General features: G+C 41.2%; 21 protein-coding genes and 1 riboswitch. Of the genes, 8 read left to right on the top strand and 13 right to left on the bottom strand.

Annotated elements, in window-relative coordinates; translation table 11 throughout:
- Positions 1-63: 63 nt before the first annotated feature.
- The 3 genes from ACUB3H_RS06825 to ACUB3H_RS06815 form a co-directional block, all read right to left on the bottom strand.
- Positions 64-585 (bottom strand): flavodoxin domain-containing protein, encoded by a 522-nt coding sequence (locus ACUB3H_RS06825; protein WP_459129932.1) that lies wholly within the window; start codon positions 583-585, stop codon positions 64-66.
- Positions 586-647: 62 nt separating this feature from the next.
- Positions 648-1,136 (bottom strand): pyridoxamine 5'-phosphate oxidase family protein, encoded by a 489-nt coding sequence (locus tag ACUB3H_RS06820; RefSeq protein ID WP_459129931.1) that lies wholly within the window; start codon positions 1,134-1,136, stop codon positions 648-650.
- Between the two features lie 45 nt (positions 1,137-1,181).
- The gene (locus ACUB3H_RS06815; protein WP_459129930.1) at positions 1,182-1,532 is read right to left on the bottom strand and encodes an iron chaperone; all 351 of its coding nucleotides are present in this window, start codon (positions 1,530-1,532) and stop codon (positions 1,182-1,184) included.
- Between the two features lie 80 nt (positions 1,533-1,612).
- Here ACUB3H_RS06815 and ACUB3H_RS06810 point away from each other — a divergent pair, with 80 nt between their 5' ends.
- On the top strand, positions 1,613-2,179 hold the full coding sequence (locus tag ACUB3H_RS06810) for a DUF3592 domain-containing protein (RefSeq protein ID WP_459129929.1): 567 nt from the start codon (positions 1,613-1,615) through the stop codon (positions 2,177-2,179).
- Between the two features lie 43 nt (positions 2,180-2,222).
- Here the strand turns inward: ACUB3H_RS06810 and ACUB3H_RS06805 are convergent, their stop codons facing one another.
- The 8 genes from ACUB3H_RS06805 to ACUB3H_RS06770 all read right to left on the bottom strand — a co-directional run bounded on the left by ACUB3H_RS06805 (position 2,223) and on the right by ACUB3H_RS06770 (position 8,674).
- Complete coding sequence (locus tag ACUB3H_RS06805; RefSeq protein WP_459129928.1) at positions 2,223-2,951, bottom strand: MerR family transcriptional regulator; 729 nt, start codon at positions 2,949-2,951, stop codon at positions 2,223-2,225.
- Between the two features lie 106 nt (positions 2,952-3,057).
- The gene (locus ACUB3H_RS06800; protein WP_459129927.1) at positions 3,058-3,426 is read right to left on the bottom strand and encodes a DUF3021 domain-containing protein; all 369 of its coding nucleotides are present in this window, start codon (positions 3,424-3,426) and stop codon (positions 3,058-3,060) included.
- Between the two features lie 62 nt (positions 3,427-3,488).
- Positions 3,489-3,905 (bottom strand): DUF1801 domain-containing protein, encoded by a 417-nt coding sequence (locus ACUB3H_RS06795; RefSeq protein ID WP_459129926.1) that lies wholly within the window; start codon positions 3,903-3,905, stop codon positions 3,489-3,491.
- A gap of 2 nt (positions 3,906-3,907) precedes the next feature.
- Positions 3,908-4,534, bottom strand: coding sequence for a suppressor of fused domain protein (locus ACUB3H_RS06790; protein ID WP_459129925.1), 627 nt, complete (start codon positions 4,532-4,534; stop codon positions 3,908-3,910).
- A 42-nt stretch (positions 4,535-4,576) separates the two neighbouring features.
- A complete protein-coding gene (locus tag ACUB3H_RS06785) occupies positions 4,577-5,023 on the bottom strand; it encodes a hypothetical protein (protein ID WP_459129924.1) in 447 nt (148 codons plus the stop codon).
- A 975-nt stretch (positions 5,024-5,998) separates the two neighbouring features.
- The gene (locus tag ACUB3H_RS06780) at positions 5,999-6,649 is read right to left on the bottom strand and encodes a hypothetical protein (RefSeq protein WP_459129923.1); all 651 of its coding nucleotides are present in this window, start codon (positions 6,647-6,649) and stop codon (positions 5,999-6,001) included.
- Position 6,650: 1 nt separating this feature from the next.
- On the bottom strand, positions 6,651-7,370 hold the full coding sequence (locus ACUB3H_RS06775; RefSeq protein ID WP_459129922.1) for a DUF5058 family protein: 720 nt from the start codon (positions 7,368-7,370) through the stop codon (positions 6,651-6,653).
- Positions 7,367-8,674 (bottom strand): M20/M25/M40 family metallo-hydrolase, encoded by a 1,308-nt coding sequence (locus ACUB3H_RS06770; RefSeq protein ID WP_459129921.1) that lies wholly within the window; start codon positions 8,672-8,674, stop codon positions 7,367-7,369. The genes ACUB3H_RS06775 and ACUB3H_RS06770 overlap by 4 nt, the downstream gene beginning before the upstream one ends.
- 145 nt (positions 8,675-8,819) lie before the next feature.
- Between ACUB3H_RS06770 and ACUB3H_RS06765 the strand changes: the two genes are divergently transcribed.
- Complete coding sequence (locus tag ACUB3H_RS06765; RefSeq protein WP_459129920.1) at positions 8,820-9,338, top strand: hypothetical protein; 519 nt, start codon at positions 8,820-8,822, stop codon at positions 9,336-9,338.
- Positions 9,290-9,880 carry a hypothetical protein gene (locus ACUB3H_RS06760; protein WP_459129919.1) on the top strand — a complete coding sequence of 197 codons (591 nt, stop codon included), beginning with the start codon at positions 9,290-9,292 and terminating at the stop codon, positions 9,878-9,880. Before ACUB3H_RS06765 ends, ACUB3H_RS06760 begins: the two co-directional genes overlap by 49 nt.
- Before the next feature lie 474 nt (positions 9,881-10,354).
- On the opposite strand, the gene ACUB3H_RS06755 is transcribed toward ACUB3H_RS06760, so the two are convergent.
- Both ACUB3H_RS06755 and rlmD read right to left on the bottom strand, forming a co-directional pair.
- The gene (locus ACUB3H_RS06755) at positions 10,355-10,981 is read right to left on the bottom strand and encodes a hypothetical protein (RefSeq protein WP_459129918.1); all 627 of its coding nucleotides are present in this window, start codon (positions 10,979-10,981) and stop codon (positions 10,355-10,357) included.
- A 2-nt stretch (positions 10,982-10,983) separates the two neighbouring features.
- Positions 10,984-12,330, bottom strand: coding sequence for a 23S rRNA (uracil(1939)-C(5))-methyltransferase RlmD (gene rlmD / locus ACUB3H_RS06750; RefSeq protein ID WP_459129917.1), 1,347 nt, complete (start codon positions 12,328-12,330; stop codon positions 10,984-10,986).
- 52 nt (positions 12,331-12,382) lie between these two features.
- On the opposite strand from rlmD, the gene ACUB3H_RS06745 reads away from it, so the two are divergent.
- From ACUB3H_RS06745 to ACUB3H_RS06725, 5 genes are all read left to right on the top strand, one after another.
- Positions 12,383-13,087, top strand: coding sequence for a class A sortase (locus tag ACUB3H_RS06745; protein WP_459129916.1), 705 nt, complete (start codon positions 12,383-12,385; stop codon positions 13,085-13,087).
- A 205-nt stretch (positions 13,088-13,292) separates the two neighbouring features.
- The gene (gene nhaC / locus ACUB3H_RS06740) at positions 13,293-14,783 is read left to right on the top strand and encodes a Na+/H+ antiporter NhaC (protein WP_459129915.1); all 1,491 of its coding nucleotides are present in this window, start codon (positions 13,293-13,295) and stop codon (positions 14,781-14,783) included.
- 43 nt (positions 14,784-14,826) lie between these two features.
- Positions 14,827-14,944, top strand: a riboswitch (FMN riboswitch).
- A gap of 101 nt (positions 14,945-15,045) precedes the next feature.
- Positions 15,046-16,131, top strand: a complete 1,086-nt coding sequence (ribD, locus tag ACUB3H_RS06735) for a bifunctional diaminohydroxyphosphoribosylaminopyrimidine deaminase/5-amino-6-(5-phosphoribosylamino)uracil reductase RibD (protein WP_459129914.1) — start codon at positions 15,046-15,048, stop codon at positions 16,129-16,131.
- The gene (locus ACUB3H_RS06730; protein ID WP_459129913.1) at positions 16,113-16,745 is read left to right on the top strand and encodes a riboflavin synthase; all 633 of its coding nucleotides are present in this window, start codon (positions 16,113-16,115) and stop codon (positions 16,743-16,745) included. Before ribD ends, ACUB3H_RS06730 begins: the two co-directional genes overlap by 19 nt.
- Before the next feature lie 8 nt (positions 16,746-16,753).
- Entirely contained in the window at positions 16,754-17,947 is a 1,194-nt protein-coding gene (locus tag ACUB3H_RS06725; protein ID WP_459129912.1) for a bifunctional 3,4-dihydroxy-2-butanone-4-phosphate synthase/GTP cyclohydrolase II, read from the top strand.
- The last annotated feature ends 8 nt before the right edge of the window (positions 17,948-17,955 follow it).

Below are 17,955 nucleotides of genomic sequence, written 5' to 3'. Positions count from 1 at the left end.
TCATTCGTAAAATACGACTTCATTGTATCATAGGGATGTAAAAAAAAGAGAGGCTTAGCCTCTCTAGATTGTTAAGTATTCGATTAGGGGTTCTAGGTACTTCGGATCACTACAGTCATAAGATGAACTGAGCATCTGTATCATCTCCGTTTCTTCCGGTTTCTTTTTCTTCATCATGGCTGTAAAGGCTCTCATCGCTAGCTTTAAGTGAAGCGGCATCCTTTCGTAATTAAGGCCTCCCTGTACATAAAAGACTTCTGCGAGTTTACGCTCTTCTGATGTCAGCATCTTCTCTAAGGCTTCTCTCGTCTCTTCTGTGTCACCTGGTGCAGCACCGACACAAAGGAGTGCTAAACGCTTTCCTTTTAGAACACTTAGCTTCTTCTTAAACCAGTCGGAACCGCTGATACTACCCGCCATAGCCCAGCCTGCATAGACGATTCGGTCAAAGCCTTGAAAGAACGCATCGTCTTTTCTCTTCGCATCATTAAATTTCATGACTTCCCCTTGAACTCGTTCGCCGAGCCAGTGGGCATACTTCTCTGTAAATCCTGTTTCTGATTTGTAGATGATTAGTGTCTTCATACCGTCCTCCACGAAAAGAGTAACATATTACCTAAATGAATGCAACAAAAAAAACGAACCCCTTAGGATTCGTTTACGAGCTTTCCTGTCATTCGTTCGATCTTCATCTTTAAAACAGCTACATTCGGACCATTTTTTACAAGGTCTGCATTGATGTTTGCTTCCTTGTGCTCATCATTAGGAAAGTGCTTCTCTGCTAGTTTTCTACAAGATGCGAGCATTTCCTCTGGTTCAAGGACTCGTTCGATCGTTCCTAAAACGACAACGCTTTTAATATTTAGCGCCCAGTCGTTTTCTTTTCTAAAGCCTTCATCCATGATGGTAAAGCAAACTTTAGGATTCTTTTCTAAAAGATCGAGCTTTAGACCCGTCTTTGCACCGTGAAAGTAAAGAAAACCTTCATCATAGAACTGATTGAGTGGAATCGCATAGGGATATCCATTCTCACCCTGCATAGCTAGAATCCCTCTCGGTTCTTTCTTTAGGATTTCAATGCATTCTTCTTGAGAGAGCTCTTGTTTATAACGCCTCATTTTACGAAATTCATTCATAGGATCCTCCATAAACTAAATGCCCTAAAAAGGTACGATCTAAACCTAAGCGTCGTGGTTTTCTTTGCACCAGCGCTGAATCGATTGGATCAGTTCTTCATCGAGTGGACGATCATTTGAAATTTGAAAACCACCCTTTGAGTTGGGATACTTCTCCTGATCGAGTCTTTCTTTAAAGTGAGCGACGCCCTCCGAACCAGGAAAGATTCCAATGTGGTGCTTAAAAGCAGCGTAGTGAAAGAGGTTTTTCTTTCCTCTAAAAGTGGGCATGCCATAAGAGATCTTCTCCTCTGCCCCTTGAAAGACTTCTTTTCCTAGGACTCTTATGCGCTCTAAGCGAGTGCGTACTTCTTCTGGAAAGGATTCAATATATTCATCAACTTGATTTTTCTTCATCTTCTTTTCTTCCTTAACGGTTATTTTACCAAACCCTTTTCTAAAACCTTTATACTAGTTAGTATTAGAAAGGAGTTCTTATGGATCACTTGTATCTCTTTTTTAGCGCGTTTGTCCTACTATTTGCCATAACGATCTGGATCGTTTACTACTTTATCATCGTAAAAAACAAGGCAAGGGCAAGAAACTGCACCGCTACGACTCTAGGAACTGTTACCCGTTATTCGATGATTCAATATAACGAACAGTCACTTCCTGTCGTAGAATACTACGTCGATGGAAAAGCTTACGAGGTCGTAGGACCTAAATTACAGTTTACTTTAAAAACGACCTATAGTACCTCCTGGAATTCAGCTAACTCCGAAGTGGAATCGAATCTCGAAAGTAGCGATCAGCTTCCAGATCACCTGGAGGTTACTGTAAAAAAGAATTCCATGGCTTCTCGTACCGTTTCCTCTCTTCAGAAACTCTATCCCGTAGGAAAGACAGGTGTAAGAGTCTTTTATAATCCCAAGAAACCAAAGGAAGCCTTTGTAGAGCGACTCGTGGAGGCTCCTCCTATTCTTTCTGGAGCACTCTTATTGGCAGGAATTATCACGACAGTGACTACGATTGTGTTCTTAATCCTTGCATTCAATCCTAGATAAGAAGGAAAAAAGCCATCTCAAAAGATGGCTTTTTAAGGTAGTATTACTTTTTACAGTAGATCTCAATGGCAAGGGAAGCAAATTGGGCTGTGCCTTCACCGGCAGCTTTATTAATGTTCTCTGTGAATTCACCGCCACTCCCATAAGCTTTTCCAAGTCCTCTTAAGATTTCATCCGTACAGTTGTAGTAGTTTGTGGAGATAAAGTTCTGTAACTTCTTTACCATTTCTTGAACTTCAAATGATGATGGGTCTTGACTTTTAAGTGTTCCGAACTCGACAAAGAGATCCATGAGTTTCATGCCCAAGTTTTTTTCCTCTTCCTTTGAACGATTCTTACTCTTTTCTTCAAATTCCTTAAAAGCTTCTGTGTCACCCCAGTAGGCTTTGGCTTGTGCTCTGTATTCATCCATTTTTTTCGTATCAAAAGCTTCAAAATTCATGCGTTTTACTCCTTTTCGTTTGATTTCACGAGCGAGGGTGATTAAGTTTTCTATGTGCTCTCTTTTTAGTATCAAAAGTTCAATTTGTTGTTCCAGTGCTTTGGCCTTATCAAAGTCAGGGTGATCGATGATTTTTTTGATATCCTTTAGTGGAAACTCTAGCTCCCTCAAGAGTAAAATCTGCTGCATGCGCTCTAAGTCTGTATCGTCATACAGACGGTAACCAGCTTCTGTATATTCTGAAGGGTGCAATAGGCCAATCTTGTCGTAGTATTGGAGGGTGCGTATACTCACCCCCACGAGTTGACTCACTTCATGTATCGTTTTCATAGGTTCCTCCTCGTGTAACTTCACTATAAACTATGACGTAACGTAGGAGTCAAGAAGATTTTAAAAAAATACCGACCTTCTTTCTAAGAGGTCGGTATGAGTTACTTTATTTATTTAAGATTTTCGTGAAAAGGAAGTAAAAGAAGGTCCAAAGTACAGCACCAATTAAGATGAAGAACAAAAAGAGCTTCATATAGTCGAGCGGCGTATGGAGTTCGTACCAACCACTAAAGATAAGACAGGGAAAGACTGTGACGAGCATGATGAAAAAGTGTACGATCGATTGCTTTAAAATCGACCAGCTTTCAATATCATAGAGAACGGAACTAGCGCCCATAACAGCTATGATAATTCCAGTGAAAAAAGTACTTCGAACTTGCGCGGGATCCATCCCTTGGCGATGCATGATGTAAGAAATAATAGACATGATCGCAAAAGGGATAGCACCACGAATGATTGCATTCTTTAAAACCATAATTCCTCCTTAGATTTTCCATTTTTATTTTGAACCTCTCGGAGAAATTTTCAAGTTATTTTTTAGTTAGATTTTATCTTACTTTTTGTATGCGAAAGCAAGGCTTCTAAAAGCTCCTCGAGAACACTTAAATCAATGTCCGAGAGCTTATTTACATAGACACACCCCACAGCCTTAGAGACTTTTCCTAAGCGGTTTAGATAATCATCTCTAGAAGGAAGGTCTTGATCGATATATAAGCTAATTTTCGTCTGTCTTGGAGCAAAGGCAAGTAAGGGAGAATCTCCCTCTACTCCTGTCTCATACTTATAGTGAAAGGTTCCAAAGCCAATGATTCCAGGGTGCCAGACTACGGGCTCAAGTTTTGCAACAGACTTAAATAGATCAAGTAGCTTCCAAGCATCCGCTTGTTTGTTTTTCGATTTTAGTTTTAAGATGACCGATTCTACGGATTCACCCGTTGGTGCAAATTTGGGCACGTCTACCTCTCGTAATCGGTTACATCTGTTCCTAATTCTTCATAGAGCTTTTTAATGCTTTTAACGGTCGAAAGGCCTCTTAGCTCTTCTTCCTTTAAACCGATAAACTCCAAGAATTCAATTTTTCCAGTATTCGTCTGAATAGGCTGAACACTTGGATCAGGAATGGTCATAAAGCCTACCATTTCGGAGTATTCTTCATCATCGATCTCATGACCAATCTGTATGGACTCGTAGGGCTTAAAGATGGTCCCTGTCTCAAAGGTATAGCGAGCAAGATTTTGAAAAACAGAGAATAGTTTCATAAACTCTTTTTCCTCATCGTAGTCACCCTTTTTTAGCTTAAAGGTCATCTCATAGCCATAGCCACTGATCTTCTTATTCTTTTGCTTCTTTTCATAGAGCTCGGTCATACCAAAGGTAACAAAGTGCCAAAAATCTCCTCCGTCATAGACACTCATTCCATCTAGTGGGTCTGGTCCACCTAAGGAATACTTTAGAAACGTTGAATAGTGCTTCGGATCGACTTGACCAGGATAAATCCTCTGAAACTCTCCAATAATCCCATCCCATGGAGAGATGTCACTCACTTGCTCATTGCCCTTTTTAAGAAAATCAAAGAATCCCATGGCTACCTCCTTTTTTTATGATGACTCTTCGTCTTTAAGCATCTAGTACATCGTAATGCTATAGGTTACTGTGTCGTCACTATCTGGAAATCCATCACCATAGTACCAAGACGATTCATCCTTTAAGTGCTTTAGAAGGTCGCTGATGCGGTCTATCATTTCTTGATTCAGTTCCTCTTTGGGTATCTCGTATCCTTTTAGATTGAAGGCTTCTATGCTTAAGAATTTATCCTTTAAAAAGGCCTCTAGACTTTCGATTAATTCAGAAAGTCCCACGTCTTTACAGGAATACGTTGCTTCTGTTTGACGTTCAAATGCACTAGATTCTTTCATGACAGCGGAGAGATACTCAATGACCATCGAACTGTACTTACTCTCTGTAAATAGATCGTAGTTGAATTCCACTTTGATCCGATCTGGCTTTTTCCTGGAATTTAAAAACGGTGTCTCTGCCTCTTGGAATAAGTAATACTCTGCATTACGACACATTTCATGATAGAGATTTTCGTAGAGTGAATTTTCGTATTCTGCTAGAGGGTGATCACTAAATGAAACGTCATTTAAAATAGAATGAATAACCCATGCATCCTCCTAAAACTTCCTATGCCTCTCTTATATCCTGAATGGGAGGGGGGTAAGGTTAAATGTTTGTATAAAAACAAAAATCTCTGAGCAAGCTAAATGAAATCGTAGGACTTGAAAGCTGTATTAGAAGCATGGTATGTCAGGGATTGCTCGGAAATGCAGAATCCATAGAAAGAGAGCAATCTGTGACACAATACATCCTTATTCCCTATGATGGAAACAGTTTTTTCATAAGATAAGTTCTATAAATGATCTTTCATTCACTTAAATCCGTTTAACTGTAGAACATATTTTAATATATACATTTAATTTGAGAACACCGCTTGTAGTCTTATTGAAAAGATATACCTAAAGTATCAGTCAAATGGGATAATGGCCAAGAATATGTTGAAATTCCTTTAGAAGATATTACTTTGACAATTGAAAAGAAATAATCACCTTTAATCTCATTAGCACATCGTGTCGTTGAGATAGAATCATGCTACCAACTGGCTACCTTCTTAGAAGGGGTAAGCCAGTTTTTTTAAGTTATAGTGAAGAAAAAGACCCTAGAGGGTCATTTGGCAAAGTATTTTATGGAATCCATTTAATAAAATATGGACTCGGGAGTTTTCGTCCAGTTGAACACCTCCGAGTCCATATGTCCGTTTTTTTCAATTAATAATCTTTAAAATAATGCACGTGAGTACCATCGCAAGGAATATCATTCGGAGCTACAACGTTATCGGTGACTGAAGCTTTCGCTGTTTTTTCATTTTTCCCTACTTTCTTTGTTGCTCTGATTAGCATCTCTCAAACGCCGAATGATGTTTACCCCAGTATACTCCGTTCAGTAATCTCTACCTCAAAGGGCTTTCTCCATGCCTTCCACCACTTCTTCTAAATGAGCCCTTTTTTATAAAGAATCCTCGCAATAAGTACCGAAAAACCAGCACTAACAGGAACGAGTAGGCTGACTGCACTACTTAAACTAGGCACCAGTATAAATAATAAAATCATTAAAAGAATGGGTGCAATCGCAATCTTAAAACGCTTTGCAACGAATACAACACCCAGTGCACCAAACAGCGCAGGCAATATATTTTTAAAGGCTGGTGCTAACACGGGCGACTCCAGTAATGGACGCAAGGGATTGAGTAAAAGCATCCCTATGACAATAACGATGGTCGTAACTATAGAACTTATAGCTATTGCAATCGTAGAAATCACATCCCCTTCTTCTGTGTTGGGCTTCGTTTCTGTCAAGTCCATGGCAAGAAGAGACACTGGTACCTTCATCGCAGTGAGATTTCCAGTCACAAATCCTAAGTAGCTTCCAGTTCCAAGCATCGGTCCAAATGTCAATGCTTCAATCGCTCCTACTGTCCAGTAGATGGGTACGATGGCCAAAAGTCCCTTTAAGAAGATATCAGGATAGGGCCAAGCTCCAAAGAGAATCGATGAAAGGAGCGGAAAGGAGATAAAAAAGAGGATGGCTAGCACTAAGCTCATTCTGCCGTAATCATGCATTTGATCTTGATATGATTTCATACTATGCTCCGATCCAAGCTGTGAGAGGTATCGAAAATGCCATTGCACAAACCATACTAATGGGTAAGGCGTAGTTCTCTAACCACTTAAATTTCTTACTGAGTAATCCTAAAATAATCATCATAACGCTCGAGAAAATGAGGACAAAGACCGGAATCCAACCTTTAAGTCCTTGCGTGATATCGCCAAACACCATCCCTAAAAACGCAGCAATCATTCCTATGAATAAGGCATCCATTAAAATCTGATTCCAAGCAGCACTTTTTTTATTGAGATTTTGAAGAGAGCTTTGCATTTTCTTCTGGAAGAATAAAATGACGAGAATTCCTGATAGAATTCCCAAAGTCATAACCCAAGCAATCGTCGTATAAGCTCTAGGGTCAGTTACAGTCTGGTCTAAGGGAAGCTTCATGATGGTCGATACGCTAGCTGCTGCTGGCAATTCATAGGTCAGAGCTCCCAGTACAGACAGTCTAAGCCACGGTAACGGTAAACCTAGGAACTTCGCTAAACTAATTAGCCCCAGAACAATCGACACTGCAGGAGCGATGGTAAAAGCGATGGAGCTTTTTACGACATTTTTAAGCTTATTGGTTTCAATCCCTAATTCTTTTGCCCTTACCCAGGCTTTCTTTAGAAAAAATACAGACTGGGCAATCACAAACAGGATGATAATCCCACTAATGATAAAAAGCACGAGATGATTCACTGAAAATTTCATACAAACTCCTTAATAAAATACTTGTAAAATTCGATCATCTTTAAAAAAGTTTCTACCTTAATATACTCATTTGATGCATGCATTAGCCCAAGCTCTTCGTTAGTAAAATAGCAGGGCATGAAACGATAGGCAGCATCACTTACCTTGTCATAATGAATCGAATCCGTTCCACCGATCATCAAGAACTCTGTTACGATGGTATCTGGAAAGAACTGTTCGATGGTACGCTTTAGATGCTTGAAGCTCTCCTGATCTGTGTTTGTCACTTTAGAGGCTTCACTTTCAAAGAGCGGCTTCATCGTAAAATCGTGTTTAAACGATTTAAACCATCTTTCAATATCTTGAATTCGATCTCCAGGAAGCATTCTAACATTCGCAACACAGCTTGCTGTCTTAGGCAGGATATTAGGAGCCTGTCCACCCTCTGTCATTGTAAAGGAGACGCTAGAACGAAGCATGGCTCTCGTCTGCTTTCCCTTTTCCAAAACACCCTTTATGAGTGGAAAAAACTGTTCTGGATGTGAAAGTGCCAACCTTTCTATCCCTTTTTTCTCCTTAGCCAAGGTCTTCAGCATGGAAATGACTGGCTCAACTAGCTTAGCCTGCCTGGGATGATCTTCCACATCCTTAATAAATCTGGCCATTTTTCCGATGCTTGTACTTTGAGGAGGTGCCGATGAATGCCCTTCCTCTCCGATAAAGGTAAATTCAAAGTTGGAATTTCCTTTTTCTGCCAAACCAATGACGGCGACATCTCGACTCACTCCAACACTGGCTCCACTTGTGACAGCTCCTCCTTCATCCAGAGAACATTGAAACCGAATCCCTTGTGACATAAAATACGCCACAATCTGCTTGGCTCCTTGTAGGCCATGATTTTCTTCATCAAATCCGAAGGCCAAATAAATATCTTGCTTCGGCTCAAATCCCTCATTTAAAAGCGATTCAACAGCTTCCATAAGCCCAATGACCGAGTTTTTATCATCTATGGCTCCTCTACCATAGATCCTGTCTTCAACAATCTGACCACTAAAGGGATCAAATCTCCAATCGGAAGGATTGACCTCTACCACATCATAATGAGCCGTTAAAAGAATCGGCTTGACCTCCGACGGTGTCTTCCAATGAAAAATCAAGCCATAGTCATTAATGATCTTTCGCTCTAGCTTCTTGTGAATGAGAGGATAGGAAGATTCTAAAAAATTGATAAAACCTAAATATTCTCTCTCATCGATGTCTTTTTTATCAGACCTAGAAATGGTCTTAAATTGTAATGCTTTTACAAAATGTTCAACTGCACTCATGTCTCCTCCTATTCTATAACTAAAGTAATCTTTTCTTTTCAAAATTGCAATAGAAAGTTTCCTATGGATTAAACTATTGCAGTTCAGGATTACATCATGCTATAATTGTCACAAACAACAGGCTGACTTATGAAAGCAGTATAGCATGAAAAAGAAATTGTCTGTTTTTCTCATTTTGTTGCTCATCATTCAGACATCGTCCTTTTCATTCGCGAGCAAAGTCGAAAACACAGTAGCCACTACCATAAACACGATCCCTCTTGCTCCTACTACAACAAACTATGAAGCTACCGAAAAACTCAATGAAGCCACCCCACAAAGCATCCAAAAAATAGAATATTTTACAATCGATCAGACTACTGGACGGCTAAGGCCCATTTCTAATATTGGCGACCAGGGAATGGTTATTTTTGGTTCAGACCCAGGAGTTGGTGTTGATATAGAAAAAAGATATACTTACGGACATACATATGCATCATTTGCTACAAAAGCAGGCACCGTAAAAACAGATACTATGGACTATGATGATTCACCCGTAGGAACTGAGTATTATTCCCCTTACTACAATAATTCTACATGGATTGCCAACAAAGCCATTGAACTTTACAAGGAAGGATGGCCCCCTATTGTTTATGCGTGGACCCACTCAACAATATGCCAATAAAAAAATATTATGTAGCCTTCTTGCTCTTAGCCATTTTTTTCTTAAGTGCTTGCCGACAAGAAGTAATGGTTGATATCAACAACCTTCCTAACCCGTCAAATCCTTTACCCGCATTGAAATCTTCGAAGGAAAGCTCTTTATTTGATTATAAGGCTCAAATTCGGGTCGATAAAGTTGATGCTAATGGTGGCAATATCCAACTTATTTATTCGGTTAGTGTAGCCTTAAAAGATCGATCACAGCCGGTAAAAGATGTCGTTGGTACTTGTTATTTGGACGACTCGGTATCAAATATTACTAAATTTCCTTTTAGAAAAACGTTTGGAAGTTATTTGTCATCGTCCCCCATTACCTTAAACGATAAATATCATACTTTAGAGCTGAATTTAGGAACGAGCATTGATCAAAGCTTAAACTTAAGCAAAGACGAAATAGAAAAAATTCTTAAAGTACCGTTAAAAGTATCAGTCAAATGGGATAATGGCCAAGAATACGTTGAAATTCCTTTAGAAGATATTACTTTGACAATTGAAAAGAAATAATCACTTTTAAGCTCATTAGCACATTGTGTCGTTGAGATAGAATCATGCTAAAAACTGGCTACCTTCTTAGAAGGGGTAAGCCAGTTTTTTTAAGTTATAGTGAAGAAAAAGACCCTAGAGGGTCATTTTGAAAAGTATATTAGAATCCTTAAAAAAGGGCTCAGGAGTAGTTTTCATTCAGTTGACAACTTCCTAGTCCCTATGTCTTCTTCCGTATAATAAACTTTGGAATAATGCATGGGACATCATCGCAGGAAATATAATTAGCAGTCACAGCGTTGTCAGTACCTAAAGCTGCAGCTTATTTTGGGAATTGCATTAACAAGCCCTTTTGCACAAACAATAAAAAGGAAACTTAGCTGTTTTTTCATTTTTCCCTTCTTTGTTGCTCTGATTAGTAACCCTGAAACGCCGAATGAGATGTACGCCAGGTTCATCTGTATCTATTTCAAAAACTCACACATTTCTTAATAATTAACCTTTGGTAGCTCCTCCGTCCTTATTGTTGAATACTTCATCACAGTATTCATCCCATTCTTTGCAATATTCTTCATGTGAAACAAGTTTCATATCCCCTACATTACAAATACCTCTTCTCTTCGCTTCATTTACAAACGTCCAGATGTATTCGTCCGTTTCAGATATGACCGCTTGCACCGTTTTGTACCCCTCGATGAAAGCCAAATATAATCTACTATGTCCGTCTAAACAAATGTAGTATCCATCGTGCGGAAACACCTGAATGAAAATGTCTTCAGGCTTTTTGATAAAAGTTCTAACCGCATCGAGCTTTGCACGATCAACGTAGAACTGTGAAGGCTGAATGTTATCCAACTCAAGTGAAATTATTGTCGGCTCTGGTGCTTTTAAAATGATCATTCCATTCTTATCATAGAATTTTCGAATGTGTGGGGCATTTAAAATAAAAGTTTCAATTAATTTGGGGAACAGCTTGGTATCATCACCTCGAACTATCGCTGTATCTGGTTCAGTAATTTCTATCTCAAACGGCTTTCCATCTACAAGATATGCCCCGTGTTGATTTAGAACGCGAGCTGAAAAGCGCTTATCTTCATATGAATCAATTCGTTCAATCTTCATTCCTATTTCTCTTTTCTTGACATCAATACCGCACTCTCCACATGTGATGTATTAGGAAACATGTCGATGAGTTCTAAGTGGTCAATCTGAAAGGCATGGGAAAGATCCTTTAGATCTATCGCTAAAGTCTTTGGATTACACGATACGTATAATACGGTTTTCGCTTTACTTTCCCTGATCGCTTTTCTAACATTCGGGTGAAGTCCACTTCGAGGAGGATCTAAGAGGATGGTATCTGCTGATCCTTCAATCGAATCGATGACTTTTCTTACATCTCCTGCTAGAAAGCGGACATTTGTGACCCCATTTTCTTCGGCACTCTTTTTCGCAGCTTCTATGCTCGATTCATTAATGTCTACGCCTATCGCTTCTTTGGCCTTTGAGGATACGAGCTGAGTGATGGTTCCCGTTCCACAGTAGAGATCCCAGATGGTCTCTGTGTGCTGGGACTCAAGGAGACTCAGTACTCTACTATAAAGATAACTTGCTCCTAAAGTATTCGTCTGAAAAAACGTAAGAGGTCTAATGTGAAACGTATGACCTAAAAGCTCTTCATCGAGCTTTCCTTCTCCATAGAGTACGACTTCTTTATCAGACTGAACAGTCTCTCCCTTACTATCATTTATGATCCGTACGATTCCTTTGATCTCGTTTTCTAATTTTAATCTGAGAAGCTCCTTAACAAACGCTTCTTCATCGAAGGTATCGGTACTCGTCGTAACGAGTACAACGAGGAGCTTCTGCTCTTTTAGCGACCTTCTAATAATGAGGTTTCTTAAAAAGCCCACCTGTCTCATAATGTGATAGCGCTTGTAGCCACCCTCACGGAAGAATCCTACAGTGCACTCTACAACTTTATTAAAGTCATCGACGACGAGCCTACAGCCTGTCGTATCAAAGACCGAGTTTGACATGTGCATCTTATGGAGTCCTAGTCTTAACTCTCCATCGATCTCTTCATCGCCAAAGGTATACTCCATCTTATTTCTATACTCGAGCTTTTGGTCTATACCTGAAATCCCAAGGTATCTTTTGATCGCTACACCTTGGTTTCTTAATAACTTAAGGACTTCTCTTTCCTTGTGTTTTCTCTGTTCCTCTAAGGAAACGTGAAGTGCTTTACATCCACCACAGTGTGTTACGTGTTTACATGGACTAGGAGGAGCATTCAATAGGGCTCGGAGTTCCCCGATAAACCTCTCTCGTTTCTTTTTAATGTATTCAAAGCGAACAACGTCACCTGGTAGGGTCCCTTGAATGTATACGTCGTTTCCTTCGACCTTGGCTATTCCTGTTAAGGGAAACACACTATCGACGATTTCCGCCTCATAAATTTCACGCTTTTGCATTGGGCTGTCACCTTTTTACTCATTTTTGGTATAATGACACTAAGGAGAAATCATGAAAAAAAAGATCTTAACCGTACTCGGTGTCCTGTTTCTCACAGCTGGCATCATTTTACTCGTGCTCTATTTTAACATAGAAAACGTACTCACTTATACAACGCGTCCAGAGCAACTCGAAAAGATCACTGCTACTGTGATGGAAGAAAATAACAAGAAAGAAGTCGTTCAAGATTTTAAGTCGATCGACAATACGGCTGTGGTAAATACCATGGTAGCGCTTCCAAAGCTCAACATGGATTACGTCATCGGCCAAATGTACGTACCGGAGCTTAACTTAAACCTCCCCATTAATAAGGGAGTGACGGAAGCGAACCTATTGACGGGTGCCGCTACCATGAAGCTCGATCAAAAAATGGGAGAAGGAAACTATACACTTGCAGGTCACTACATGAGAAAGAAGGACCTGATCTTCCACCGCATACGAACGGTACCACTCGGAACCCACGTCTATATTACAGATAAAAAGAACATCTACCACTACATCATCGTGTCTCGCGATGTCTATCCACAAGATGCCTTCTACATGCTAGAAGACGACCGCTGTAAGGAGTACGGCGGTAAGCCGATTCTCTCCTTAATGACTTGTAATTACAACGCAGAGGACGGACGAATCTTCGCTGTCGGCGTCTTAGAGGATGTGACTAAATACGAAGAAGGCGTTTTAAAAGTCTTCGAGACGAAACCTGAACCTAAGAAGTAGAGCGTTTTAACGCTCTTTTTTTATTTTTCAATCATTTTGTTCATAACTGACTCTTATTGACAAATATTTGACTGGAATGTATCTATTTTGACAAATACAATATTTTGTATTTTGTATTTCATAATTATATGCTATGATTACTTCAACTTAATAACTCGCAGTTATTAAGTGAATCTTTAAAAAAAACACATTTATGGAGGTCGTAATGGATCACGAAACTTCTAAGAACACTCCTCGTGAAACGAAACTTTGGCATGCGCTTCTAACGTTCGTTTTACTGATCGTCGTCATGGCAGTTGGAATTTTGAAGTTCGAAGTCGACCCGCACATTCCGATGTTTATCGGCGTTATCTTAGCTGCACTCATGGCTCTATACTTAGGCTACAAGTGGGAAGATATCGAAAAGTCTATGGCAGATGGTATCTACAGAGCTCTTCAATCCATGATCATCTTAGCTATTATTGGTATGCTCATCGGCGTATGGATTGTTTCGGGCGTTGTTCCATCGATGATTTACTACGGTCTTAAGATTCTTTCCCCAAAGATCTTCTTAATCGCCGCACTTCTCATCTGCTCCATTACTTCTCTTGCAACAGGAACATCGTGGGGCACCATGGGTACCATGGGTATTGCTCTCATGGGTATTGCAGCCGGAATCGGAATCCCAGCTGGTGTTGCTGCTGGAGCTATCATTTCTGGCGCTTACTTTGGCGACAAGATGTCTCCTCTATCAGATACGACAAACCTCGCTCCAGCAATGGCAGGAACTGACGTATTTACTCACGTAAAATTCATGATTCTTCCGACCGTTGCCGTTTATGCTATCTGTCTCATTTTCTACGGCATCCTCGGTATGAATTACGGCAGTACAAGCGCTGACTTGTCACAAATTCAAGTCATTAGCCAAGGTCTAGAGCAAACATATACCTTGAGTCCTTTCCTCATCTTACCTCCAATCATCGTAATCGTTGCAGTAGCAATGAAGATTCCAGCCATTCCTGGTATCACACTAGGTATCCTCTCTGGCGTTGTCTTTGGTCTCCTTTTCCAAGACGCTAGCTTTGGTGAATACCTATCAGCCGCTATGAGCGGAGTTGAATCCAACACCGGTATCGAAGCTATCGATAAGCTCCTTTCCAGTGGTGGTCTCGAAAACATGATGTACTCCATCTCCCTCACTATGATCGCTATGATGTTCGGCGGTATCATGGAATTTACGCATCAGCTCGAAGTTATCGTTAACCAACTCATTAAGATCGTTCGAAGTGGTGCTGGTCTTGTAACGATGACACTTCTCACATGCGTATTCAGTAACGCTACGATGCCTGAGCAATACATATCTCTCGTAGTTCCAGGAAGAATGTACGCTCCTACCTATAGAAAAGCAGGCCTACATCCAAAGACGCTTTCCAATGCTCTTGAAGGTGCTGGTACGGTAACGAGTGCTCTCATTCCTTGGAACACCTGCGGTGTATTCATCTTTACGACACTCGGCGTAGGACTGAAAGACTACGGATTCTATGCGATGTTCAACTGGATGATGCCTATTATGGTCGCAGTCATGGCTGTCTTTGGTTTGACGCTTGCTGGTATGGACGGAAAACGTCTCACATCGGCAGCTGATCGTAAGAAGGTCGTTGAAAACCTTAAACGTCCTGACAGTGAAGTCGATTTAGAACCTGTAAACGTCGCTTAGTTGCTTTTTAAAAAAAGACGTGCTACAATCACGTTGTAACTTAATAGTTCTTCAGGGCAGGGTGAAATTCCCTACCGGTGGTATAGCCCACGAGCCTTTTTTAGGCATGATTCGGTGTAACTCCGAAGCCGACAGTACAGTCTGGATGAAAGAAGAAACAAATGGCGATACGCATGCTCTGGGATGAATTCATTCCAGAGCTTTTTTATCGGATTTTTTGAGCCCTGAACTTTTCGTTCAGGGCTTTTTTGATGGAGGAAACATGAATGACGAAGAATACATGAGACGAGCTCTCGAACTTGCTAAAAAAGGGTTAGGAAGGACGAGCCCCAACCCTCTCGTGGGCTGTGTCGTTGTAAGAGATGGAGTCATTATAGGTGAAGGCTATCATAAGGCCTATGGAATGCCGCATGCAGAACGAGAAGCTTTAAAGTCCATCGATACAGAAGATGCAACACTGTACGTAACACTTGAGCCTTGTTGCCACGAAGGAAAGCAACCTCCCTGCACGGACCTCATCCTAGAAAAAAAGGTTTCAAGGGTTGTCGTAGGAAGTCTCGACCCTAACCCACTCGTTCAAGGGAAAGGGATAGAAATCTTAAGAAGCCAGGGAATCGAAGTAATGACCGATGTACTTAAAGAGGAATGCGACCAGTTAAACGAAATTTTCTTTCATTACATAACAAAAAAAATGCCCTTCGTCGCATGTAAGATGGCTACATCACTCGACGGAAAAATCGCAACGAGCGAGGGAAAATCCAAGTGGATCACATCTGATGAGTCGAGACTCCACGCACACTCGCTTAGAAACCGCTACAGCGCCATCATGGTAGGAATCACGACCGTTCTAAAGGATAACCCTTCTCTCACCTGTAGAATTTCCGGCGGAAGAAACCCCATTCGAATCATCTGCGACACGTCCCTTCGAACACCCCTTGATAGCGAGGTCGTCCAAAGCGCAAAAGAGGTACGAACGATCATCGCAACGTGTTTCGAAGGACCATTTGATCCCTATGAAGCACTCGGTGTCGAGATCCTTCGCTGTAAGAAAAAGGAAGAAAAGGTCGATCTAAAAGATCTTTTAGAAAAGTTAGGAGCGCTACAAATCGACAGCATTCTCGTAGAAGGCGGCGCATCCCTTCACGCATCCTTTTTAAAAGAAGGTCTCGCACAGAAGGTCTACACCTACATCGCTCCCCTCCTCTTTGGCTCAGATGGAAAGTCTTCTGTCAGTGAATTAGGAGTCAAAGAGGTCAGAGATGGGATAAGACTTAAGACCATGAAAACGACTGCCATAGGAAATGACATCTTTCTAGAAAGCGAGGTCTTATGTTTACAGGAATCATAGAAGAAATCGGAACGATTTCGCGCATCGCTAGAGGGCAAAGAAGCTTTACCCTTATGATTCAAGCCTCTACCGTATTAGAAGGAACGAAAGTAGGCGATAGCATCGCAGTAAATGGCATATGCCTTACGGTGACCACACTTGACTCCACTTCCTTTTCGGCTGACGTCATGCCAGAGACCATCAGTAAAACGTCTCTTTCATCCATTCAAGTTGGAAGCAAGGTGAACCTCGAACGAGCTCTCCAGTTAACAGATCGCTTAGGAGGACACATGGTCTCAGGGCACATCGATGGAAGAGGAACGATTGAGAGTATCCTCTCCGATGGGAATGCCATCCGCTATACGATTATGGCTCCAAAGAGCATCCTTCATTACATCATCGAAAAAGGCTCTATCGCAATCGATGGCATCTCTCTTACAGTCGTTTCTGTAAACGACCATTCGTTCGAGGTTTCTGTCATACCTCACACCCTTCAGGAAACGATTCTCCCTTTAAAAAAACAAGGGGATTTCGTAAACCTTGAAAACGATCTCATTGGAAAGTACGTAGAAAAGCTAATAAAGAAGGACTCCCCCACGATCACTCGAGACTTTCTTTTACAACATGGATTTTAGGAGGAACGATGTTTCATACAATCGAAGAAGCACTAGAAGATCTAAGACAAGGAAAAATCATTTTGGTGACGGATGACGAAGACCGTGAAAACGAAGGTGACTTCATCTGTGCCGCTGAGTTTGCAACGACTGAGGTCGTAAACTTCATGGCAACTTACGGAAAGGGACTCATCTGCATGCCGATGAGCGAAGCCTACGTAAGAAAGCTTAAAATTCCGCAGATGGTCTCACAAAACACCGATAACCACGAAACAGCTTTTACAGTATCCATTGACCACGTCTCGACCTCTACAGGTATCAGTGCCGCAGAGCGCTCTGTTACAGCCCTCGCCTGTGTCGATCCTGACGTAAAGCCTGAAGACTTTAGACGTCCTGGTCACATGTTTCCACTTCTTGCGAAGAGAAATGGGGTCCTTGAACGTGAAGGACACACAGAAGCGACCGTTGACCTCTGCCGCTTAGCTGGACTTAAGGAAGTAGGTCTTTGCTGTGAGATTATGAGAGAAGATGGCACCATGATGCGAACTCCTGAATTGATGCGCTTTGCGAAAGAGTGGAACATCAAGATGGTAACCATTGAAGCACTTAAAAATTACCGCAAAGCCAAGGATCAACTCGTAGAACGCGTGGCATCAGTTAACATGCCCACCAAGTACGGTTCTTTTAAAGCTTACGGCTACATCAACCTCTTAAATGGAGAGCACCACGTTGCTCTTGTTAAGGGCGACATTGGTTCCGGTGAAGATGTCCTCTGTAGAGTCCATTCCGAGTGCTTAACAGGAGACACTTTCGGATCTCTTCGCTGTGACTGCGGTGATCAATTTGCACGTGCCATGAGTCAAATTGAAAAAGAAGGAAGAGGGATTCTTCTCTACATGCGTCAAGAGGGTCGTGGCATCGGTCTTATCAACAAACTGAAAGCCTACGAACTTCAAGAAAAAGGCTTCGACACCTTGGACGCAAACCTCGCCCTAGGCTTTAAGGGAGACGAAAGAGAGTACTACATCGGTTCTCAAATTCTTAGAGACCTCGGTGTAAAGAGCTTACGACTCCTTACAAATAACCCCGATAAAGTGTATCAGCTTGAAGAATTTGGCCTCACAATCAAGGAACGCGTTTCTATTCAGATGAATCCAACGCCTTTTGACGAGTTCTACTTACACACAAAAAAAGACCGCATGGGTCATATCTTAGAGTTTTAGAAAGGAAA

The sequence above is a fragment of the Guggenheimella bovis genome (genome assembly GCF_054492335.1).
The sequence above is the reverse complement of the archived record's forward strand: the minus strand, read 5'-3'. Positions and strand labels throughout refer to the sequence as shown.